A 21,669-nucleotide genomic window follows, 5' to 3' on the forward strand; every position below is an offset into this window, starting at 1 on the left:
GCAGACCGCGTATTTGCTGGGTTCGCCAGTGCGGCACAGAGCTTGCGTGACCCCTTGAGAATCCTGGTGAGTGGGGCAACAGCCCCAAAAAACGGGGATTATCGAGGGAGAGTCGAGCATGCGAGTACTGACAACGGGTTTACTGGTCTGGCTAGCCACCACCTGCGCTGCCCAGGCGGACATTTATGTCTCACGTTCAGCCGACGGTGCTTATAAGCTGTCGAATGTCTATCGACCGGGACACCACTATGAAAAGGTCATCAGCGAGCCGAAGGTGGCGATTGTAGCGCCTTCTTCGAAGCCGCAAATGATCGCGCAGATGCCCTATGCCGAGATGGTCGCCGCTGCCGCTACAGCCAACGATTTGCCGCCGGCCCTGTTACATGCGGTCATTCAGACCGAGTCGCACTACAACGCGGATGCGCGCTCGGTCAAAGGTGCAGTGGGGCTCATGCAATTGATGCCCCGGACTGCCAGGGAAATGGGGGTAACCGATGCGCTCGATCCCGCTGCCAATATCCAGGGCGGGGCGCGCTACCTCAAGCGTCTGATGGTGATGTTCGACAACAATATTTCACTCGCCGTGGCCGCCTACAACGCTGGCCCCGATGCTGTGCTCAGCCGCGGTCGGATCATTCCACCGTTCGCCGAAACCCAGCGTTACGTGCCCAGCGTGCTTCGTCAGTACCGGCGCTTGCAGGGGTTGGCGGTCGACTCGCCGCTGTAGCATTCCCCACATGTGGGGACTCCTGAAAACCGGTTTTTTTTGGTTCTTCACGGAATCCCGGGAAACACAGAAACAAGAACGCCGATTTGATTGATGATGTTCGTGCGAGCAAACACATCTAACAAATCGGCGTTCTTATGCGCGATATTAATAGTTTCCTTCCGTTTTGGGAGGGCTTTTCTGTCGTCACGATCAAGCCTGATGGCGACGCGCTACAGATCGATCTGATTCCCCACGCCACCCGATTCCCTTCCTGTGGCGGGTGCCAAAAACCTTGTTCAACTAATCATGAGTATTGCGAACGAATCGTTCGTGATTTGCCCATTCTCGGTCGTGCCATGCCGTAAGGTCATCAAGCAAGCGCGATGGCTGCTGCGCAACCCGGAGAACCTGAAAAAGCCGGAACAGCAGGTCCGCTTGCAGGATTTGTTGGCGGCTAATCAGGCGTTGATGACGACCTGTCTGATGAAAGCCGAACTTAAAACGCTGTGGACGCCGAGTACTGCCTGGGGCTGGAGATCGGCCTGGAAGCAATGGCTGCGCCACGCCCATGAAAGCGCGATACCTGCGCTGGTCCAGTTCGCCAAACGGCTAAAGAATTACTGGCGGGGCATCGTAAGTCGGGTTCGCTGGCCGATGCACACGGGGCAGTTGGAAGGAATAAACAATCGAATAAAGGTCATCAAGCGGATGGCGTACGGTTACCGGGATAGCGAGTTCTTTTTCATGAAGATCAAGAGCGTCTTTCCCGATAATCCGTGGAGAACCATTTTTTTGGGGGGCAGGTTCACCCAGTCAACGTTTATTTTTTTTTTTTTTTATTTAAGTTGTTGAATTTTAATAAAAAATTAATTGGCATGGTGATTGCTCCGTCCATTTCACCAATGAACGCGACGCGAGGCCCTCCACCATGAAAGGGACCCACCCAACCGAACGGCTCAATCTGCTCATCCTGCTGAGCGGCTCCCTGCCGGGCCGGTACCAATGCCGCTGTTTCCCGAGGCGAATACAGCCACTCGGAACCAGCGTTTCAAGGAGCAGGACGTGAATAAAACAACCCCACTATGTATCGCTGCGTGCAGTGCGTTGTTGGTGGTCGGCCTGGGTGGATGGCTGTTGAGTCGGCACAACGCAGCGTCGGCGCAAGCCGACCCTGAGGGGCAGCGTCTGGTTCGCGATGGCGTGGCCATCGAGTTCCAGATACGCCCGATTGATGGCGACGACACGCTGATCGAAGGTGACTTCGCCGACGTGCGCTTCAGGGTCACCGACAGTAACTCGGGTCAGCCGCTGTCGGGCGTTGCGCCCGGCGCCTGGCTCGATCCGGGTTTGCTGGGACTGAGCCACACCGAACCAAAAAACAGCTGCAAATCACGGGTCGAGAAGTTTCTCAAAGGCAGCGTCGGTGCGCGACCGTTGCTTGACCTCACCCGTTACTTCCTGTTGGTGCTGAACAAAGACGCGAGCCTGACGGTGATCGATCCGTCGGATTCGGTGGACACCACCAGCACCCCGATGCAAATCGAGCTCAAGCAGCCACCGATGGACTGGATCAGCAGCGGCGACAACAAGCGTGTGTTTGTTTCCATGCCAGCGGCGGGCCAGATCGCAGTGATCGACGCAGAGCAATTCCAGGTGACCGGCAACGTGGCTGCCGGGGTCGAGCCGCTGCGGGTCGCCTTGCAACCGGACGAACGCCTGCTCTGGGTTGGCAATGACACGCACGATGCCGGCAGTAGCGGCGTGACGGTGATCGACAATTATTCACTCAACCCCCTCGCGCAACTGGCAACCGGTGTGGGTCACCATGAGATCGCCTTCAGCAAGGATTCGCGCTACGCCTTCGTCAGCAACGGCGACAGCGGCACTCTGAGCGTTATCGATATTGCGACGCTGAAGCTGCTTCGGCAGATCAACACCGGACCGCATCCGTTGTCCGTGGCCTATTCAGCGTTGTCCGAAGCGGTCTACGTGGCCGACGGCAAGGATGGCAGCATTAGCGTGATCGATGCCCACAGTCTGGCGCTGCGCAAAGTCATTCAGGACAGCCAGGGGCTAGGCCCGATGCGTTTCACCCGCGACGGTCGTTTTGCTTTTGTGCTCAATAGCCTGGAAGACCGCGCATTGGTCATCGACGCGGCCAGCGACACATTGATCCATCGCCTGGAGGTGGGCGCCGAACCCTATCAAGTGACGTTTACCGCGGCGTACGCCTATATCCGCGGGCTGTCTTCACCCAAGGTCACGATGGTCAGTCTGGGCTCGTTGGGGCAGGACCGCGAGCCCATCAGCCAAGACTTCGAGGCGGGGCCGGCGGCACCGCATCAGGCGGGTGACCTGCCGCTGGCCCAGAGCCTGGCGCCGGGTCGCGATGACAACTCGGTCTTCGTCGTCAACCCGGTGGATAACACCACCTATTTCCACGCCGAAGGTATGAACGCGCCGATGTCCGGTTACTCCAACCGCGGTCATACCGCCCGGGCGGCGATGGTGATCGACCGCAGTCTGCACGAAGTCGAACCCGGGGTTTACAGCACGCGGGTGCGCTTGCCGGCAGCAGGGCGCTTCGACGTGGCTTTTCTGATCAACCAGCCGCAGATCATTCACTGCTTCACGGCACAGGTCGAGCCCAACCCAGCGCAACAGCAGTGCCTGGCTATGCCAAAGGTTGGGCCTTTCACCGTGTCGCTGGGTAATCGGTTCCAGTCCCGCGAGGGGCTGGACAAGGCCGGTGCGTGGTACCTGCATGAGCGCTCGGCTTCGTTGGGGGTGGACTTTGGCACCAACACTTACACCAGCCTGCGGGTGTTGCCCGCGACAACCTGCCGGTCTACCTATTAAGGAGCGTCATCATGAAACGAGTGACCTCACGGCTCTTGCTCACCTTCTGCACGCTGACACTGGCTCTCTCGACCAGCCTGGCCCTGGCCCATTCAGCCGAGGACCATAGCGAGTACGCCAGCCACGGTACACCGGTGGTCTCACCCCAAGAGGCGGTGGTGAAAATCGTCGACGTGCCGCTGACCGATCAACACGGTCGGTCGGTGAGCCTGCAACGAGACCTGGTGGGCGACCGCATCGTGATCATGGGATTCATCTACACCCGCTGCACCACGGTCTGCCCGCTGGTGTCCTCAATCATGGGCAAGGTGCAAAAACAACTGGGCAGGCGGGCCGGAGGTGAGGTGCAACTGGTGTCTATCAGCATCGATCCGCAGCACGATAGTCCGCAGCGGTTGCTCGACTATTCCCGCAAGTTTCAGGACGGGCCGGGCTGGAGCTGGCTGACGGGTGCGCCTGGGGCCATCGCTGCGACCCTCGAGGGGCTGGGCAGTGGCGATGGGAACTTCGAAAATCATGCACCGCTGATTCTCGTGGGGGACGGCACCAGCACCCACTGGACTCGTTTTTACGGTTTCACGGATCCGGCAGTGCTGCTCAAAGAGATCGACCGGCTCAGCCAGAAACGCTTGCATGCCAGGCCAACCGCCATCGCCCAGGAGTCCAGCCATGAGACTTTTTGACTGGATCAGCCTGGTGGTTTGCTTCGAGCAATTGCTTACCCTGCCTGTAGCCGGGCGCTGAGAACAGGTGAACGCCATGTGGCTCACGGCCCGCCGGTGCATGATTCTGCTGATTTGCCTGAGCATGTCGGCCGCGGGGGGCGAACTGACGCCTCGGCTCGGTACTTTGCTGCCGAGCACCATGCGGTGATGCAGGTGAGCGCGTATTGTCACCGTCGATCTGGAGCTACTGCAGTTCTATTGGGTGGCCCCATGTCCCGCTCGACACGACGCCCCTGGGGCAAGGCCGGATCATGATAAAGGTGGGGATTTTGGCTATTTTTCGCGCTCAACCAGGGGGCCCGAGTTCGAGGCCATGGTCTTTTCCCTGTCAGCGGGAGAGATTAGTGATCCGGCGCAAACAAAGTTTGGCTGGCAGTTGATTATCATGGAGAACAATCAACCCCGACAGGATGTCGAACGGCAGCAGAGGCTTGCCATGGCCAGGATCTATCTGGCTGGCCGGGCAGGCCCTGACCCAGGCGCAAAAGAATGCTCTGGCGCGTTTGCGATCGGTGAGTCATGTTGAACAGATTGACGATCGCTGAGGCCTGCTCTCAAACGGATAGACGATCACTCAGGCGTCCCCCAACATTGGGGAAAGGTTCTGGACAGGCCCGCATGCTTCCCCAGCTCTGGGGGAAGCAGGCTACAGCGGAAAAAAATTTCTTATGAAATCAAGAGCATAAATCCAGCGTCAAGCCTGGCATGAAGCGTGCGTAAGCCTAAGTAAGGCACGCACTCCCAGGTTCGACATCGGACCTGAACAGTTTCAAGGAGTCTGCCTTGTTAAACAAAGTACTGGTAGTCGAAGACGAACAGATCCTGGCGCAGAACCTTGGAGCGTATCTCGAGGCTCAAGGCCTGGAAGTCCGAGTCGCCTATGACGGTGGAAAGGCCGTAGCAATGGTTCAGGGCTTTTCACCCGATGTTGTAGTGCTCGATTTCCGTTTGCCCGATATGGACGGTTTTCAGGTGCTCGACGCTGTCCGCCAACACAGGGACTGCCACTTCGTGCTGATTACTGCGCATCCGACCAATGAGGTCTGTGAGCGCGCCGTGCAGCTGGGTGTCAGCCATATCCTGTTCAAACCGTTCCCGTTGGCGGAACTGGCCCGTGCAGTCTGTGACCTGGTGGGTATACGCCGCGAGCCTCGAGCAGGGGCAAATATGTCGGAAGGGTTTGTCGAACGACGTCAGAGCAGGAATGAGAATTTCCCCCTGCAGTTGTACGACGGTAGCTGGTTACTGGCGGATCGCAGACGAATGTCGTCGCTCTCGCCACCAGTCAACGACGAGCCACTGCTTACCGGGGAATAGTGGCGCGATAAGCGTTCAAGGCCCCCGCCGATGACCTGCCGCGCCGAATGGGCAATAGCCCCCGGGACGTTGGAGTGCAGGTCATGGAGTTTCTGTCTTTGGCTGCCGAGCCGGCATCGGCCGTTCGTGCGCCGTCGCGTTTCACCAGTGAGCAACTGGCTCAGGCCAGAACCCTTGCCGCCAGCTCTGGCGAGCGAGCCCTTCACACGCTGGAATCCCTTAGTGAACTGGACCCGGCAGCCTTTGTCCGGTGTTTGGGCACAACCCTGCATTACCCGATACTCGACAGCGCAAGCCTGTTCAAGGCCACGCCACTGTTCGATCGGGTCAGCCTGGCCCAGGCGCTCAAGCATGAGTTCATTCTGTTGCAGCATGGCGATCAATTGCTTGGCGTGTTTGCCGACCCGTTCGACCCGGCGCGCCTTGCCAGGATCGATGATTACCTGCAAGGTGCGCCCCTCTATCTGGTCCATGCTGCTGACCTCAAGACTTGCCTGGCCCGGCATGAAGAAAGCTTTCACGCCGTTGATGCGCTGGATGCCCAGGCTGACGGCAGCAACGATCACAACAAAGACAACCTGCACAGCCTGTCGCTGACCAGCATCAGCGAAGACGCCAGCGCCGTCGTCAAACTGGTCAACTCCACGCTCTACGATGCGCTGAAAATACATGCCAGCGACATCCATCTGGGCATGACCGGTAACGGGCTGGTGATCAAATACCGGGTCGACGGCGTTCTCAACAACATCAGCAAGGTTCAAGGCAGCGAGTTCGCTGACCAGGTCATCTCGCGGATCAAGGTCATGGCCGAACTGGACATCGGCGAGAAGCGCGTGCCTCAGGACGGGCGCTTCAAGATCGGCATCAGCGGCCGGCAGATTGACTTTCGGGTGTCTATCATGCCGAGCATCTTCGGTGAGGATGCGGTGCTGCGGGTCCTCGATAAACAGGACCTGGCCGACCGGGTCAGCGGTGTACAGCTGCAGGCCCTGGGTTTCGCCGATGAGACTCTGCGCAGCCTGCGCCGACTGGCTGCCGAACCCTATGGAATGATCCTCGTCACCGGGCCCACCGGTAGCGGCAAGACCACCACGCTCTACGCGATGATCACCGAGATCAACCACGGCGTAGACAAGATCATCACCATCGAAGATCCGGTGGAATACCAGCTGCCGGGTGTCTTGCAGATCCCGGTCAACGAAAAGAAAGGCCTGACGTTTGCTCGCGGCCTGCGCTCGATCCTGCGTCATGACCCGGACAAGATCATGGTGGGCGAAATCCGCGACCCCGATACCGCGCAGATTGCCGTGCAGTCGGCTCTCACCGGGCACCTGGTGTTCACCACGATTCACGCCAACAACGTGTTCGACGTCATCGGCCGCTTCAGTCAGATGCAGGTCGACCCCTACAGCTTCGTTTCCGCGCTCAATGCCGTGCTGGCCCAGCGTTTGATTCGTCTGGTGTGCCCGGCGTGTGCGGTCCCGCGTACGCCGGGCAACGAGGAGCTGCTGGCCTGCGGGCTCGACCCGCAGGCCGTGGCCGATTACCGCTTTGTCCACGGCGTCGGCTGCAGTCATTGCCGGGGCACCGGCTATCGCGGGCGCACCGCCATCGCCGAACTGCTGCACCTGGACGACGAAATCCGTCAGCTCATTGTCGAGCGCCAACCCCTGTCGAAAATCAAGGCTGTGGCCTGCAGCCGAGGCTTGCGTCTGCTGCGCAGCTCGGCGCTGGAACTGGTGCGCGAAGGGCGCACGACACTGGAGGAGATCAATCGTGTCACTTTTATCGCGTGATCTTTATATCGCCGTGCTGGGTGCCAACGGTATTGGTCTGTGCCACCGGCATGGCCATGAAAACCATTGGCTGGGCAGCGTTGGCCTGATCGGCGAGCGCTACGTGGACTGGTCACTGGCCGTGGATACTCTGGAGCGCCTGCTCGGCGAACATGCCCTTCCGGGCGCTGAACTGTGTGTGGTGCTGTCGGCGCATTACCAACGCTACTGCCTGATCCCCTGGAGCGCACAGATCAGCAGTCCAAAGGAATTACTCGTTTATGCCCAGGCCTGCTTCGACGACATCTACGGTGTGTCGGCGCAGCGCTGGAGCGTTACGCTATCTCCCGAAGATGCGGGCTCAAGCCGGGTCGCCGCGGCGCTGCCGCAGGAGCTTCTGCTGAGGTTGCGGGAGCTGGCCACTCAACGCGGTCTTCGTCTGTGTTCAGTCCAACCCTATCTGATGACAGCCTTCAACCGGTTCCAGCGCCAATTGGGGCGGGGCGACTTGCTTTTTGTGGTCGCTGAACCGCTGCGCAGTGTGTTGCTGCTCAAGCGTGCCGGTCAGTGGCACGCAGTGCATTCGATGGGGTGCGCCGACAGCGACGAGGCCCTGACGGCGCTTATCGCTCGTCAGTGCGAACTGCAAGACAACCCTGACGCACCGACCTTGAGTGTTTACCTGCACGCACCGGGACGTCTGAACGATTTGCCGGCTCTGGCCGCCGTGCAACTGTGTGTCGAGCCCCGGAGTCCGATGCTGATGCGTGATGTGTTGTTCACTATGTCCCGGGCGGTGGCTTGACATGCGCCCCTTACTGCTCGACTTCCAGCCTCGTCGGCACACTCCGGTTCTCGGCTTCAGCCTGCTGCTCGCCGGTGTCTTGCTGGTGCTGGCTTGCGCCGCACTGTATCGGTACCTCAGCGAACAGGAACAACTCCAGCAGCAACAGCTGCAACAGGCCCAGCACCAATTGGGCGGCGATGTTCCCGGCAAGGCCGGCCTGACGCCTGCCGAAAGCCGTGAACAGGAACAGAATCTGGCGCAGATGCGCCAGGTCTCACAGCAAATGCGCAGGCCTTGGGAGCGGTTATTCACCATGCTCGAGTCGCTGCCGCAGGAGGATGTCGCGTTGCTCTCGCTGACTCCCGATGCGCACAAGGGCCAGATCAGTATCAGTGCCGAGGCGCGCAATCTGGAGGCCATGCTGGATTTTCACCGGCGTCTGGAGAGCAGCGCGCAACTGAGCGACGTGTCGTTGCTCAATCACGAAATCCTCGCGCAATCGCCCGATCACGCAGTGCAGTTCAACCTGTCGGCCACTTGGGAGATCAGCGATGGCAATCCCTAGATTGATCGTCCACGAGCATGTGCAGAGCCTCGGCTGGCCCGGGCTTGCGGGAGCGTCGCTGATGGTGTTTGCCATGGCCTTCGGGGCGCTGGGCTTGTTGCCTGGCTGGCAGGCCCTGGAAAACGTTCGTCAACGCAGTCTTGAAGCCGGTGACTATCTGGTGCGTATCGAACAGGGCAGCGCTAGCGCGCCCGTGGTGCCCCAGCGTCAACTGGACGAGTTTCACCGGCAGTTGCCGGCGCAGCCCGAAGCCACGGTGGCCATCGACCGGATCTATGCGCTGGCAGCCGAACAGAACATCACCCTGTCTCGCGGCGAGTACGCCCTGGGGATCGATCCGAAGACGCATCTGGCGCGTTATCAGGTTCTCCTGCCGGTACGCGGCAGCTACCCGCAACTGCGTCGCTTCCTTCACGAATTGCTGGGTCAGTTGCCGGCGATGGTGCTCGAGGATGTCGACTTTCAACGCAAGCGGATCGACGACAGTGAACTGACCGGGCGTATCCGCATGACTCTGTATCTGTCGAGGTCCAAATGAACAGAAAACGCGCCTTTGGCTGGGCTGCTTTCCTGGCGATCACCGGTGCGCTCGCCTGGGGGCCGGAGATGTTTTTCAACGACGGGGAAAATCCGCCCGAGGCGACCAAAATCGCAGCTGCACCGGCCAGCGCCGGCAAGGTTCACTCCGACGCAGCGGCGGACAAGGCAGCAGCCGTTTCGGCAAAACCCCTGAACATGACCCGCGACCTGTTTGCAGTCAAGAGCTGGAAGCCAGCGCCAACCCTGGCAACGCTGACCGATGAACAAGCGGCTGCAGCACTGCAAGCGACAGTCAAACCGAGCGCACCGCCACTGCCTTTTCAATTCATCGGTCGGATGGACGATCGCAGCGACCTGCAGGTGTTCCTGCAGAGCGGCGAAAAACTCTACGTCGTGCGGCTAGGCGACGTTATCGACGATACCTATCGGATCGAGCACATCTCCGCCACGGAGCTGAGCCTGGTCTACCTGCCCTTGCATCTGTCCCAGACTCTGTCTGTAGGGAGTGCACAATGAAGTCTCTCCGTTGGGTCTCGCCCATGCCTTGCCTGGTTCTCGCGGTTTGCGTGAGCCTGGCCGGATGCGGTGCCACCTCCGCCAGAAAACAGGGCATGGCCCTGATTGAAGATGGTCAGTACGAGGCTGGACTGGCCCGTTTTGAGGAAGGGTTGAAAAAGTACCCTCGCGATACCGAACTGAACATTGCGTTGAGCGCGGGCCATGCCCGTTCGGTCAAGGCGCTGCTGGCCGAGGCCGATCAGGATCGTGCCAAGCGTGACTTCGCCTCTGCACGACAGAGCTACGGCCGAGTGCTGACCATCGAGCCCAATAATGTTCGTGCCCTCGATTCACTGCACCAGCTCGATCAGTTGCGCAATGTGGATGACTATCTGCGTCAGGGGCAAGCCGCCTTGCGCCGTGGCGACGTGATCGGTGCCCAGCGTCAGGCTCACGACATTCTTGCCCTCGATCCGAAAAACGAAAGCGCGCTGGAACTGCGCCGCAGCATCGAACAGATACAAAGCCGCAACGTTGTCTCTTATCCGCAACTGCGCATGCGCATGGATCGCCCGGTCACTCTGGAGTTTCGTGACGCCAACCTGAAGACCATTTTCGAGGTGCTGTCCCAGGTCGCAGGCCTGAACTTTATCTTCGACAAGGACATGCGCCCGGACATGAAAGCCACCATTTTCGTGCGCGATGTGCGCATCGAAGACGCAGTGGCGCTGCTGCTGCAACAGAATCAACTGCATCAAAAGGTGGTCAACGAGAACACGCTGCTGATCTACCCCGACTCACCGCAGAAGATCAAAGACTATCAAGAGCTGGTCATGCGCACCTTTTACCTGACCAGCATCGACGCCAACACGGCGCTGAACATGGTCAAGACCATGCTCAAGACTCGCGATGTATTCGTCGATGAGCGCCTCAATACCCTGAGCATGCGCGACACCCCCGATGCGGTGCGCATGGCCGAAAAACTCCTCCAGTCCCAGGATCAGTCCAACCCCGAAGTGGTGCTGGAAGTCGAGGTCCTGGAAGTGTCCCGGCAACGCATTCTCGACCTTGGCATGCAATGGCCCAACACCTTCGGCGTGGTCAACGGCGACGGCACCGGGGTGAGCATTCTCAACCAACTGCATGGCATAAATTCCGGCCGGATCTCCATGTCGCCGTCACCGCAATTGAAGATCAATGCCCAGGACAACGACATCAATACCCTGGCAAGTCCCGTGATTCGCGTCAGCAATCGCGAGCAGGCCCGTATCCACATCGGTCAGCGGGTGCCGGTCATCAGCGCCACGTCGATGCCGTCGACCCAGGGGCCGGTGATCACCGAGAGCGTCACCTACCTGGATGTCGGTCTCAAGCTGGAAGTAACCCCCATCGTCCACCTGAACAACGAAGTGGCGATCAAGATCGCCCTCGAGGTCAGCAACGCCACGCCGCTGGAACCGACCCGTCAGGGCACGATCCCGGTCCAGATCGATACCCGCAACGCCCAGACCACCCTGCGTCTGCATGATGGCGAAACCCAGGTGCTGGCCGGCCTGGTGCGCAATGACCATGGCGCCACCGGCAACAAGATTCCAGGGCTAGGTGACATTCCTGGACTTGGCCGGCTGTTCGGCAGCAACAAGGATTCGGTGGGCAAATCCGAACTGGTGCTGTCCATCACGCCACGGATTGTGCGCAACCTGCCTTACCAAAGCCCTTCGGACATGGAGTTCCCGACCGGCACCGAGACCAGCATGCATACCCAGAACCTGGACCGTTCGAAGGAGCCGTCCGAGTCGACTGGACCGGCCACTGACGCCGCACCGCTGTCAGCAATGCGTACCACTGCGAGACCTTGAATCATGAAACGCAGCCAAGGGTTCACGCTGATCGAAGTGGTGGTCACGCTGGCGCTGATCGGGCTACTCGCGGGTATCGCTGCGCCCCTGACCGAAACCGTGGTGCGGCGGGGCAAGGAGCAGGAACTGAAGACCGCGCTGTATCAGATTCGCGATGCCATCGATGCCTACAAGCGTGCGTCCGATGCCGGGTACATCGAAAAGTCTGTCAGCAGCAACGGCTATCCGCCCAGCCTGCAGGTGCTGGTGGAGGGCGTGCGTGACGTGCGCAGCGCCAAGGGCGCCAAGTTCTATTTCCTGCGACGTCTGCCGCGCGATCCCTTCGTCACGGCGAAGCACAACGACAAGGACGGCTGGGGACTGCGCTCCTATGGCAGTTCCGCCCAGAGCCCGCACGAAGGCGAAGACGTATTCGACGTGTATTCGCTGGCCCATGGCAAGGGCCTCAACGACATCGCCTACAAAGAGTGGTGAACGTATGCGCCAGAGCAAAGGTTTTACCCTGATCGAGTTGATGGTGGTCATGGCCATCATCGCCACGCTGATGACGATTGCCGTGCCGCGCTACTTCACCAGCCTGGAAAACTCCCGGGAAACCACGTTGCGCCAGAGCCTGGCGGTGATGCGCGAGGCGCTGGATCACTACTACGGCGACACCGGGCGTTATCCCGATTCCATCGACCAGTTGGTGGAGCAGCGCTACTTGCGCAGCCAGCCGCTGGACCCGATCACTCAACGCAAGGATCTCTGGGTACTGGTGTCACCACCGGCCGGTGTTGCCGGCGGGGTCGCCGACGTCAAGAGCGGAGCCACCGGGAGGGCGCGTGATGGCAGCCTCTATTCGCAGTGGTAGTGGGCAACGTCAACAGGGGTTCACTTACCTGGGCATGCTGTTTTTGATCGTCTTGATGGGCGCGGCATTGGCCAGCACCGGCCAGGTCTGGTCGAACGTCGCCCGCCGCGACCACGAGCGTGAACTGCTCTGGGTCGGCACTCAGTACGCCCAGGCGCTGCTCAGTTATTACCGCAGTTCGCCGGGCCTGGCGCAGTACCCTGAAAAACTGGAAGAACTGCTCGAAGATCACCGCTTTCCGTCCCCCAAACGGCACTTGCGCCGGCTCTATCCGGACCCGATCGGCAGCACCGGTGAATGGGGGTTGTTGCGTGGTTTCGACAACCGCATCACCGGTGTCTACAGCCAGTCCCAGGAGCAGCCGCTGAAGCAGGCTGGCTTTCCCGCCGAATGGGTCGATTTCAACGGCATGAGCCATTACTCAGACTGGCAGTTCATCGCACAAAAAGACTTCCTCGACAACGCGGGTGGCGCGGCGACAGGCTCGTCCAGTCCGCTGAGTCCGCTGAGTCCGCTGAGTCCGCTGAGTCCATTGAGTCCGTCCAGTCCATTGAGTCCGCAGAGCCCCTGAGTCCTGACAGGGGGAGTCGGCAGCTTCATACAAATGCGCGGGGTTAACCGCAAACCCTTGTACTCAATCCTTCGCGGCACTGTAGGAGCGCGGCGGAGTATCGCCGGGTTGGGGGACAAGCGGGGGCGGACCAAGCCGACGCAGCGCTGCGCATTGAGCTATAACCAATGCAAATGCCCCCGGACATCCATCATGCAGACACACGAGTACGCTGCCTCGCTCGATCCGGAAGCGACCAAAGAGCAACCCGCTGAAGCGCAACAGCGCTTCATCCTGCTGCGCTGGTTTTCCTGGGTAAGCCTGGTCGTCGTTGGCTCGGTGGTAGTGGTGCTGGGGGGGCTCTCCACCCGCTTTGTGGTGGTTGAATGTGTCCAGCGTGATGCGTTGCTGACCGCCCAGTTCATCCAGGCCATCGCTTCGACGGAGGTGCGGTACACCTCGATACCGGACGTGCGGACCATGGGTGAGTTGCTCGACCCGCGTCAGGACAAGGACTACCCCGACATCGTCGTGCAAAAGCGGATGAACTCGCGTTGGCAGTTTTTCGACCATGTCGAGCATTTGCCGGATGTGTTGCTGGCCAACGTTTACGCGCCCGACAGGACAATCATCTGGTCGACCAATGCGCAGTTGATTGGCCAGCGGATCATCGATGACGATGATCTCGAGGAGGCCTTTCGTCTCAAGGCCAATGTTTTCATCAGCTACCATGACGGCGACAACGCTCGGGCGCAGCGGAAATTTCCGGTTGTCCCGGATTCGTTTTTCATCGAGAACTACATTCCGCTCTTCGATGTCGACGAGAACAAGGTCATGGTCATGGTCGAGGTCTACAAGGAACCCAAGGATCTGATTATCCAAATGATGCGCGGGCTGATCCTGGTCTGGCTGGCGACGCTACTGAGTGGCGCACTGATCTATTTCGGTCTGTATTGGCTCATGCGCCGCGCCGCGGATTTGCTGGCCGCACAGCAGAAGCAACTGATCACCAATGAAACCTTCGTCGCCCTCGGCGAGATGTCCTCGGCGGTCGCCCATAGCCTGCGCAATCCATTGGCGTCCATTCGCTCGAGTGCCGAGTTGGTACAAGGCATTGAAACCGGTCCGGCGCACAAGAACATCACCGACATCGTCAACCAGGTAGACCGCATGTCGAAATGGGTTCGCGAGCTCCTACAGTCGCTACGCCCGCTCAATGAAGAGGCCGACGCGGTAGATCTGGTGGCCACCGTGCGTGACAGCCTTCAGGCATTCGAACAACAGATCGCCCGAGCCGGGGTTCAGGTGAACTTCGAACCCGGGCAGGTGCCTTTGGTGCTCAGCCAGGAGGTATTGCTCAGTCAGATACTCAACAGCGTCATCGCCAACGCGCTGGAGGCCATGAGCGCGGGCGGGGTGCTGAGCATCGGGATCCAGCAAAACGCCGGGGGTCTGTTGCTGACCCTCGCCGATACGGGCAATGGCATGAGTGCGCAACAGAAACGCATGGTGTTCAAGCCGTTCTATACCACCAAGCAGGGCGGATTGGGGGTCGGTTTGATGCTGGTCAAACGCATCATGGAGCGCTTCGGCGGTTCGGTCACCTTGAACAGTCGTGAACAGCAGGGCACTTGCGTGAGCCTGCGATTCAAGGTGGCAGCAGAAACCGGTTGCTCAACTTAGGTGTAAGTGTTTCCCCGCCTATGGGGCCCATTCCCCAGTTTTTTCCCCTGTTGTTTAGTCTGGATTATTTCTAATCATTTGTTTTGTATTGATTTTTTTATCTGTACGTATTTTGTCACGACTCTGGCGAGGTATTTGCTCAGTTGCATTTATCCCCTGCACGATTTCAGGGTGACGAGGATGGACAGGCAACCGTGTTCAAGCTTTTTTCGAGCCACTGTATCGCGCCTTTCGGGTGTGATGTTGATGCTGATGGGGTGCCTGGATCTCTATGCCAGTCCCATTGATGGAGGCACCCGGTGCACGTGCACTTCGAGGAAGGGATCATTCTCAGCCGCGGTGGCAAGGCCCCGTCGGAGTGGGAAAAGTGGGCACGCAAGGACGTCTATCGCATCGGCAGCGAAGACGATGGCAAGGATAACGTCGAGTTCGTGATCAATTTCCGCGAGTTTGCCGCCACCTACTTGGAGCACTGTCATAACACCCGGCATGAGGACAACTCGATGCTACTGCGCCGGAATATCGAACACCCGGGACAGTTCCAGTCGATGCCCACGCCGTTGCCGTCCCGGGATGGCGTCAGGTACGTGAATTCCGCTGCGCTGCCGACCTGCCGCAACGGTGATGGCCGGGGCCCGCAAGTCAAGGTCAGCAACTAGCCACCGAGGAGGCGATGTCATGCAGTTCAATCGTCAGCATGGCTGGACAGTCTGGACGCAGCGAGCCCTGATGCTCCTGACCTGTACCCTGAGCAGCCTGGCGCTGGCCGATAACGTGCCATCGGCCACGCCCTGGGGGGCGGGCTATTTCCCCAATACGTTGCTGACTGATCAGGATGGCCGACAGCTGCGCTTTTTCGACGATCTGATCAAGGACAAGGTGGTGGTGATCAACTTCATCTTCACCTCGTGCACCGACTCGTGTCCGCTGGAGACCGCCCGCTTGCGCCAGGTCCAACAGTTGTTGGGCGAGCGGGTAGGGCGCGATGTGTTTTTCTACTCCATCAGCATCGACCCGCAGACCGATACACCGCCAGTCCTCAAAAACTATGCGCAGAAGTTCAAGGTTGCGCCGGGCTGGTTGTTCCTGACCGGCGACAATGAAGAGATTACTCAGCTACGGAAAAAACTCGGCCTGTTTATCGATGGCGTCGACAACGGCCGCAGCAAGGATCACAACCTCAGCCTGATCGTCGGCAACCAGGCCACCGGCCGCTGGATGAAAGCCTCACCGTTTGAAAATCCGTGGATTCTGGCTGACCAGCTCGGCAACAGCCTGCAGAACTGGAAGGTCGCAAGCCAAGAGGGCAACTATGCCGATGCGCCGCAAATTCGCCCGCCGAGCATGGGTGAGGAGCTGTTTCGCACTCGCTGCGCTTCCTGCCATACGCTGGGAGTGCTGGACGGGCAGGGCGTTGGTCTGCGTTCGATAGGTCCCGATCTGTTGGACGTGACCCGTCAACGCGACCCGCTTTGGCTCAGTCGCTGGATCAGGGAACCCGACCGGCTGCTGGCCGAGAAGGATCCGCTGGCGCTGGAGTTGTTCGAGCGTTACAGCCGGGTGGCCATGCCCAATCTGCGCCTTGACGAGACCGCCGCCGCAGCGCTGCTGACGTACTTGCAGGAAGAGACCGACCGCCAGCACCCGCCAACGGTTCAGGCAGTCGAGGCGCATGTGCACCAAATGGATCACATGGATCACATGGATCACATGGATCACATGGATCATTCCGGCCACGAGCCGAGAATCCAGCCTATGATCCAGTAGCGGCTGACTACTATTAAGGCGAGCCCTGTTATAGGTAATGATTTTCGACTGCTGACGGGGTGTCGACGATAAGGCTCCAGGCAAGCATCCAGGACGTACCTTATGCAGGTGCTCAAGCACAATAAAATATTCGCCCAGGGACCGTTCAACCTTTTGCACTGGTTCTCCCTGGCCAGCCTGTTCATCATCGCCGCCGTCGCCGTGGGGCTCGGATATACCTCCACACGTCTGGTGGTCAGTGAGAGTGTCCAACGCGACGGACTGCTGACGGCACAGTTCATCCATACCATAGGCGCAGCGGAAGTCCGACACGTCGGTATTCCGCCAAGCCAGACCATCGGCAATCTACTCGATATCCGCGATTTGAGCGCCCGGACCGAACTTGATCGCGATCGCATTATCGCGGCCCGGGGGGAGTTCCTCGACCATATCCAACACTTGCCGGACATTCTGATGGCCAATGTCTATGCCCGGGATCGAACGATCATCTGGTCGACCAACCCGGCGTTGATCGGCGTACGGATCAAGGGCGACAAGGGTCTGGACGAGTCGTTCGAATCGAAAGTGCAGGTTTCATCCGAATACCATAAGACCGATGAGAGTCGTCAGGAGCAGAAGTTCCTTCGCCAACCCAAGTACCTGTTTATCGAACACTATATTCCAATGTTCGACGCCGCCGGTGACAAGGTCCTGGCCACGGTCGAGATCTACAAGGAACCTCAGGATCTGGTTTTACGTATCCAGCGCGGTTTCAAGCTGATCTGGGTGGCGACGATCCTCGGAGGCTGCCTGATCTATTTCGGGCTGTTCTGGATCGTGCGGCGGGCCGCGCGGATGCTGCAGTCGCAACAGAAGCAACTGATCACCAGCGAAACCTTTGTCGCGCTGGGTGAAATGTCCTCGGCCGTCGCCCATAGCCTGCGCAATCCGCTGGCGACCATTCGATCCAGTGCCGAACTGGCCCAGGAAATCTCCAGTCAGCCTGCGCAAAAGAACATTTCCGACATCATCAACCAGGTCGATCGCATGTCTCGCTGGGTACGCGAGTTGTTGGTCTCGCTGCAACCGTTGAACTCCGATAGCGAGGCAGTCGACCTGGGCCTGGCCATCGAGGAAGTCGTGCAGGCCTTCGACCAGCAAATCAAGAGCGCCAATGTCCGGGTCCATCTGTCGATACCGCCGCTGCCCTCGGTCGTCAGTCAGCACATGCACCTGGTCCAGATACTCAATAGTCTGTTCGCCAATGCCCTGGAAGCCATGGCGGACGGGGGATTACTGATGATCGAGGTCGAGCCGGCGGCGGATGGGCACGTGCGAATGACCGTGACCGATACCGGCAAAGGCATGACCCGGCAGCAAGAACGCATGGCGTTCAAACCGTTTTTCACCACCAAGCAGGGGGGCCTCGGCGTTGGCCTGATGCTGGTCAAACGTGTCATGGAGCGATTCAATGGCTCGGTCAGCCTGACCAGCCGGGAACAGGAAGGAACCCGAATAAGCCTGATTTTCAAGGTGACGGGAGGAGACCGTGGAACACAGTATTCTGTTGGTTGAGGATGATCAGCTCCTCGCCGAAAATATTCAGACGTTTCTGGAACGCAAGGACTTCGAGGTCACTATCTGCCATTCGGCTGAAGATGCGCTTGAATGCCTGCAGACCTGTCAGCCGGATGCGGTGCTGACCGATAACTCGCTGCCTGGTATGAGTGGGCACGAATTGATTCAGCGTCTGCGGGTCAGCGCGCCGGACCTGAAAGTGATCATGATGACCGGCTATGGCAATGTCGAAGATGCCGTGACGGCGATGAAAGAAGGCGCTTTTCACTACCTGACCAAGCCGGTGGCGCTGGCAGAACTCAAGCTGTTGCTGGACAAGGCGCTGGCCGCTGACCGTCTGGAGCGCACGCTGACATTCTATCAGGAGCGCGAGGCGCAGAAGTCGGGGGTGCAGGCGCTGATCGGCGATTCCCCGGTAATGCTGGCGATGAAAAACACCATCGGCCAGTTGCTCGATGCCGAACGGCGCATGGCCAGCGGCGACTTGCCGCCGGTGCTGGTAGAAGGTGACACCGGCACGGGCAAAGAGCTGGTGGCCCGCGCGCTGCATTTTGACGGACCACGCAGCAAGGGCCCGTTCATCGAGTTCAACTGTGCCTCTATTCCCTCCAACCTTCTGGAAGCCGAATTGTTCGGCCACGAAAAAGGTGCATTCACCGACGCCAGGGATCGTCGGATCGGCCTCGTCGAAGCCGCCGATGGCGGTACGTTGTTTCTCGATGAAATCGGTGAAATGGATCTGCTGCTGCAGGCCAAGCTGCTCAAGTTGCTGGAAGACCGCACCATTCGCCGGATCGGCGCGGTCAAGGAGCGCAAGGTCGACTTGCGGATCATCAGCGCGACCAACTGCAACCTCGAACAGATGGTGCAGCAGGGCAAGTTTCGCCGGGATTTGTTTTTCCGTTTACGCATCATTTCCATCAAGGTTCCGCGCCTGAGTGCTCGCGGCGAAGACGTGTTGAAACTGGCCACGCATTTTCTCGCTCATCATGGCAAGCGCTATGGCAAACCCAACCTGTATTTCAGCCCGCAGGCGGAGGCTGTGTTGCGCGGTTACAGCTGGCCCGGCAATGTACGTGAACTGCGCAACATGCTTGAGCAGACGGTACTGTTGGCTGCCCATGAGATGGTCGGGCCGAGCCAGTTGAACGTCTGCCTGAGCCTGGTCGACGAGCCACTGAGCCTGTCGGTACAGCCTCAACCTCAATCTGAGGCGTACAACCACGGTGAAGACATGATGTCCATGAACCTGCCGGAAGTCGAGCGGGACATGGTCAGGAAAGTGCTCGACAGGACCGACTGGAATGTCACCAAGTCGGCACGCTTGCTGGGCTTGAGCCGTGACATGCTACGCTACCGGATTGAAAAACTGGGTCTCGCCCGGCCGGACAAGCGGCAATGGTGACGCCTTCGGGCGAACGGACGCCGTGTGTATTTGACGGTGAACTGAGGCGCGGGTATAAACCGCGTCTCGTTGTTTTGTCGGACCTTTGCCCATGAGCTTCAGCCCCCTGATTCGCCAACTGATCGATGCTCTGCGCATTTTGCCGGGAGTGGGTCAGAAAACTGCCCAGCGTATGGCGCTGCAACTGCTTGAGCGTGATCGCAGCGGTGGTTCGCGGCTGGCTCAGGCCTTGAGCCAGGCCATGGAAGGAGTCGGGCATTGTCGTTTGTGCCGCACGCTCACTGAAGATGATCTTTGCCCGCAATGCGCCGATCCGCGCCGCGATGACACGATATTGTGTGTGGTCGAAGGGCCGATGGACGTGTATGCGGTGGAGCAGACCGGTTTTCGCGGACGCTACTTTGTGCTCAAGGGCCATTTGTCGCCGCTCGACGGGCTCGGCCCAGAGGCCATCGGCATTCCGCAATTGATGGCGCGGATCGAAGAGCAGGGCAGCTTCACCGAAATCATTCTCGCCACCAACCCGACGGTTGAAGGCGAAGCCACGGCCCATTACATCGCGCAGTTGCTGACCAACAAAGGCCTGATCACCTCGCGCATCGCCCATGGCGTGCCGTTGGGTGGCGAACTGGAGCTGGTGGATGGCGGCACTCTGGCGCATTCGTTTGCCGGGCGTAAGCCGATCGCACTGTAGTCATTGGTCAAGGTGATGGTGTCAGACCCATCGCCATCGCGGGCAAGCTCGCTCCTACATTCAATCACTGGTGTACACAAAATATGTGTCCGCAGGTGATCCAGTAGGAGCGAGCTTGCTCGCGATGGCGTCAGTACAGACGACGCCTTACTTATCGGCCAACGCAAACTGCGTCAGGCAGAAGGTCGGTATGCCCATGTCTTCCAGGCGCTGAGAGCCGCCCAGTTCAGGCAGATCGATAATCGCTGCGGCTTCGAAGATCCGTGCGCCCATGCGGCGAACCAGGTTGGCTGCGGCAATCAGGGTGCCGCCGGTGGCGATCAAATCATCGCACATCAGCACCGAGTCGCCTTCACACAGGCTGTCGGCGTGGACTTCAAGGAAGGCTTCGCCGTATTCAGTCTGATAGCCCTCGCTAAGTACTTCGGCGGGCAATTTGCCTTGCTTGCGGAACAGAATCAGCGGTTTGTTCAACTGATAAGCGAGGATCGAGCCGATCAGGAAACCACGGGCATCCATCGCGCCGATGTGCGTGAAGTCGGCTTCGACATAACGATGGGCAAAGCTGTCCGCCACCAGACGCAAGGCTTTTGGCGACTGGAACAGTGGCGTGATGTCGCGAAAGATCACCCCAGGCTTGGGGAAGTCGATCACCGGGCGGATCAGGGATTTGATGTCGAAGGAGTCGAAGACCATCGTCGAAGTGTCCTGGCGGGCTGGAGAAGGGCGGCTCGACAGTATAAACCCGGCCGAGCCTGTTCGCTCGGCCGCAAGGTGGCTGGATCAGCCTTCCAGTGAGCCACCGGCCAGGGCGCAGAGCTGGATCGGATCGAGAATGTGCACTTCCTTGCCTTCGGCAGCGATCAGCTCGTTCTGCTGGAAACGGGTGAACACCCGGGACACGGTTTCCACCGCCAGACCCAGGTAGTTCCCGATTTCGTTGCGCGACATGCTCAGACGGAACTGATTGGCCGAAAACCCGCGAGCGCGGAAACGCGCCGACAGGTTGACCAGGAAAGTGGCGATGCGCTCGTCGGCGGTTTTTTTCGAGAGCAGCAGCATCATTTGCTGGTCGTCACGAATCTCGCGGCTCATCACGCGCATCAACTGGCGGCGCAGTTGCGGCAGTAGCAGTGCCAGTTCGTCGAGGCGTTCGAAGGGGATTTCACAGACCGAAGTGGTTTCCAGCACTTGTGCCGACACCGGGTGTTTTTCGGTGTCCATGCCCGACAGGCCGACCAGTTCGCTGGGCAGGTGGAAACCGGTGATCTGCTCCTCGCCGCTGTCGCTCAGGCTGAAGGTTTTCAAGGCCCCGGAGCGTACTGTATAGACGGAATCGAACTCATCGCCCTGGCGAAAAAGGAATTCGCCTTTTTTCAGCGGGCGACCACGTTTAACGATTTCGTCCAGCGCATCCATGTCTTCCAGATTCAGAGAAAGTGGCAGGCAGAGGGGGGCCAGGCTGCAATCCTTGCAATGGGCCTGGTTGTGAGCGCGCAGCTTAACTGGCTCGGACATTTCTTAAA

General features: G+C 59.3%; 21 protein-coding genes and 2 pseudogenes. 21 read left to right on the top strand and 2 right to left on the bottom strand.

All coding sequences use genetic code 11. The features are described 5' to 3' along the window. Positions 1-118: 118 nt before the first annotated feature. The 21 genes and pseudogenes from AC07O1_RS09455 (at position 119) to recR (ending at position 20,143) form a co-directional block, all read left to right on the top strand. Positions 119-727, top strand: coding sequence for a lytic transglycosylase domain-containing protein (locus AC07O1_RS09455; protein WP_495088600.1), 609 nt, complete (start codon positions 119-121; stop codon positions 725-727). 137 nt (positions 728-864) lie between these two features. Further along, positions 865-1,486 (top strand): annotated as a pseudogene (locus tag AC07O1_RS09460) (ISL3 family transposase); the annotation flags it as partial. A gap of 285 nt (positions 1,487-1,771) precedes the next feature. Next, positions 1,772-3,568 carry a YncE family protein gene (locus AC07O1_RS09465; protein WP_495088601.1) on the top strand — a complete coding sequence of 599 codons (1,797 nt, stop codon included), beginning with the start codon at positions 1,772-1,774 and terminating at the stop codon, positions 3,566-3,568. Between the two features lie 11 nt (positions 3,569-3,579). Further along, a complete protein-coding gene (locus tag AC07O1_RS09470) occupies positions 3,580-4,251 on the top strand; it encodes an SCO family protein (protein ID WP_495088602.1) in 672 nt (223 codons plus the stop codon). A gap of 244 nt (positions 4,252-4,495) precedes the next feature. Beyond that, a complete protein-coding gene (locus tag AC07O1_RS09475; RefSeq protein ID WP_494992477.1) occupies positions 4,496-4,819 on the top strand; it encodes a peptidylprolyl isomerase in 324 nt (107 codons plus the stop codon). Positions 4,820-5,076: 257 nt separating this feature from the next. Continuing rightward, entirely contained in the window at positions 5,077-5,610 is a 534-nt protein-coding gene (locus AC07O1_RS09480; RefSeq protein ID WP_495088603.1) for a response regulator, read from the top strand. 83 nt (positions 5,611-5,693) lie between these two features. Further along, positions 5,694-7,406 (top strand): GspE/PulE family protein, encoded by a 1,713-nt coding sequence (locus tag AC07O1_RS09485; RefSeq protein ID WP_495088604.1) that lies wholly within the window; start codon positions 5,694-5,696, stop codon positions 7,404-7,406. Then, the gene (locus tag AC07O1_RS09490) at positions 7,387-8,190 is read left to right on the top strand and encodes a hypothetical protein (protein WP_495088605.1); all 804 of its coding nucleotides are present in this window, start codon (positions 7,387-7,389) and stop codon (positions 8,188-8,190) included. Before AC07O1_RS09485 ends, AC07O1_RS09490 begins: the two co-directional genes overlap by 20 nt. A gap of 1 nt (position 8,191) precedes the next feature. Continuing rightward, positions 8,192-8,737 (top strand): PilN domain-containing protein, encoded by a 546-nt coding sequence (locus tag AC07O1_RS09495; RefSeq protein WP_495088606.1) that lies wholly within the window; start codon positions 8,192-8,194, stop codon positions 8,735-8,737. After that, entirely contained in the window at positions 8,724-9,275 is a 552-nt protein-coding gene (locus AC07O1_RS09500; protein ID WP_495088607.1) for a GspMb/PilO family protein, read from the top strand. Before AC07O1_RS09495 ends, AC07O1_RS09500 begins: the two co-directional genes overlap by 14 nt. Then, positions 9,272-9,793, top strand: coding sequence for a hypothetical protein (locus AC07O1_RS09505; RefSeq protein WP_495088608.1), 522 nt, complete (start codon positions 9,272-9,274; stop codon positions 9,791-9,793). The genes AC07O1_RS09500 and AC07O1_RS09505 overlap by 4 nt, the downstream gene beginning before the upstream one ends. A 23-nt stretch (positions 9,794-9,816) precedes the next feature. Continuing rightward, positions 9,817-11,634 (top strand): type II secretion system protein GspD, encoded by a 1,818-nt coding sequence (locus AC07O1_RS09510; RefSeq protein WP_495088667.1) that lies wholly within the window; start codon positions 9,817-9,819, stop codon positions 11,632-11,634. A gap of 3 nt (positions 11,635-11,637) precedes the next feature. Beyond that, positions 11,638-12,108, top strand: a complete 471-nt coding sequence (locus AC07O1_RS09515; RefSeq protein WP_494992344.1) for a type II secretion system protein — start codon at positions 11,638-11,640, stop codon at positions 12,106-12,108. Between the two features lie 4 nt (positions 12,109-12,112). Further along, positions 12,113-12,487, top strand: a complete 375-nt coding sequence (locus AC07O1_RS09520) for a type II secretion system protein (protein WP_494992343.1) — start codon at positions 12,113-12,115, stop codon at positions 12,485-12,487. Beyond that, positions 12,462-13,058: a type II secretion system protein gene (locus AC07O1_RS09525; RefSeq protein ID WP_495088609.1), complete on the top strand. Its 597-nt coding sequence runs from the start codon at positions 12,462-12,464 to the stop codon at positions 13,056-13,058. The genes AC07O1_RS09520 and AC07O1_RS09525 overlap by 26 nt, the downstream gene beginning before the upstream one ends. Positions 13,059-13,250: 192 nt before the next feature. Next, positions 13,251-14,720 carry a sensor histidine kinase gene (locus tag AC07O1_RS09530; protein ID WP_495088610.1) on the top strand — a complete coding sequence of 490 codons (1,470 nt, stop codon included), beginning with the start codon at positions 13,251-13,253 and terminating at the stop codon, positions 14,718-14,720. Positions 14,721-15,007: 287 nt separating this feature from the next. Beyond that, positions 15,008-15,379 (top strand): annotated as a pseudogene (locus tag AC07O1_RS09535) (multicopper oxidase domain-containing protein); the annotation flags it as partial. Between the two features lie 70 nt (positions 15,380-15,449). Continuing rightward, positions 15,450-16,487 carry an SCO family protein gene (locus AC07O1_RS09540; protein ID WP_495088668.1) on the top strand — a complete coding sequence of 346 codons (1,038 nt, stop codon included), beginning with the start codon at positions 15,450-15,452 and terminating at the stop codon, positions 16,485-16,487. A gap of 102 nt (positions 16,488-16,589) precedes the next feature. Next, the gene (locus AC07O1_RS09545) at positions 16,590-18,041 is read left to right on the top strand and encodes an ATP-binding protein (RefSeq protein ID WP_495088611.1); all 1,452 of its coding nucleotides are present in this window, start codon (positions 16,590-16,592) and stop codon (positions 18,039-18,041) included. After that, complete coding sequence (locus AC07O1_RS09550; RefSeq protein WP_495088612.1) at positions 18,016-19,449, top strand: sigma-54-dependent transcriptional regulator; 1,434 nt, start codon at positions 18,016-18,018, stop codon at positions 19,447-19,449. The genes AC07O1_RS09545 and AC07O1_RS09550 overlap by 26 nt, the downstream gene beginning before the upstream one ends. 91 nt (positions 19,450-19,540) lie before the next feature. Further along, positions 19,541-20,143 carry a recombination mediator RecR gene (recR, locus tag AC07O1_RS09555; RefSeq protein WP_494992338.1) on the top strand — a complete coding sequence of 201 codons (603 nt, stop codon included), beginning with the start codon at positions 19,541-19,543 and terminating at the stop codon, positions 20,141-20,143. A 147-nt stretch (positions 20,144-20,290) separates the two neighbouring features. On the opposite strand, the gene AC07O1_RS09560 is transcribed toward recR, so the two are convergent. Continuing rightward, a complete protein-coding gene (locus AC07O1_RS09560) occupies positions 20,291-20,839 on the bottom strand; it encodes an adenine phosphoribosyltransferase (RefSeq protein ID WP_494992337.1) in 549 nt (182 codons plus the stop codon). A gap of 87 nt (positions 20,840-20,926) precedes the next feature. Further along, complete coding sequence (gene fnr / locus AC07O1_RS09565; RefSeq protein WP_495088613.1) at positions 20,927-21,661, bottom strand: fumarate/nitrate reduction transcriptional regulator Fnr; 735 nt, start codon at positions 21,659-21,661, stop codon at positions 20,927-20,929. Positions 21,662-21,669 lie beyond the last annotated feature (8 nt).

The organism is Pseudomonas sp. GW821-FHT07G10 (assembly GCF_059418545.1).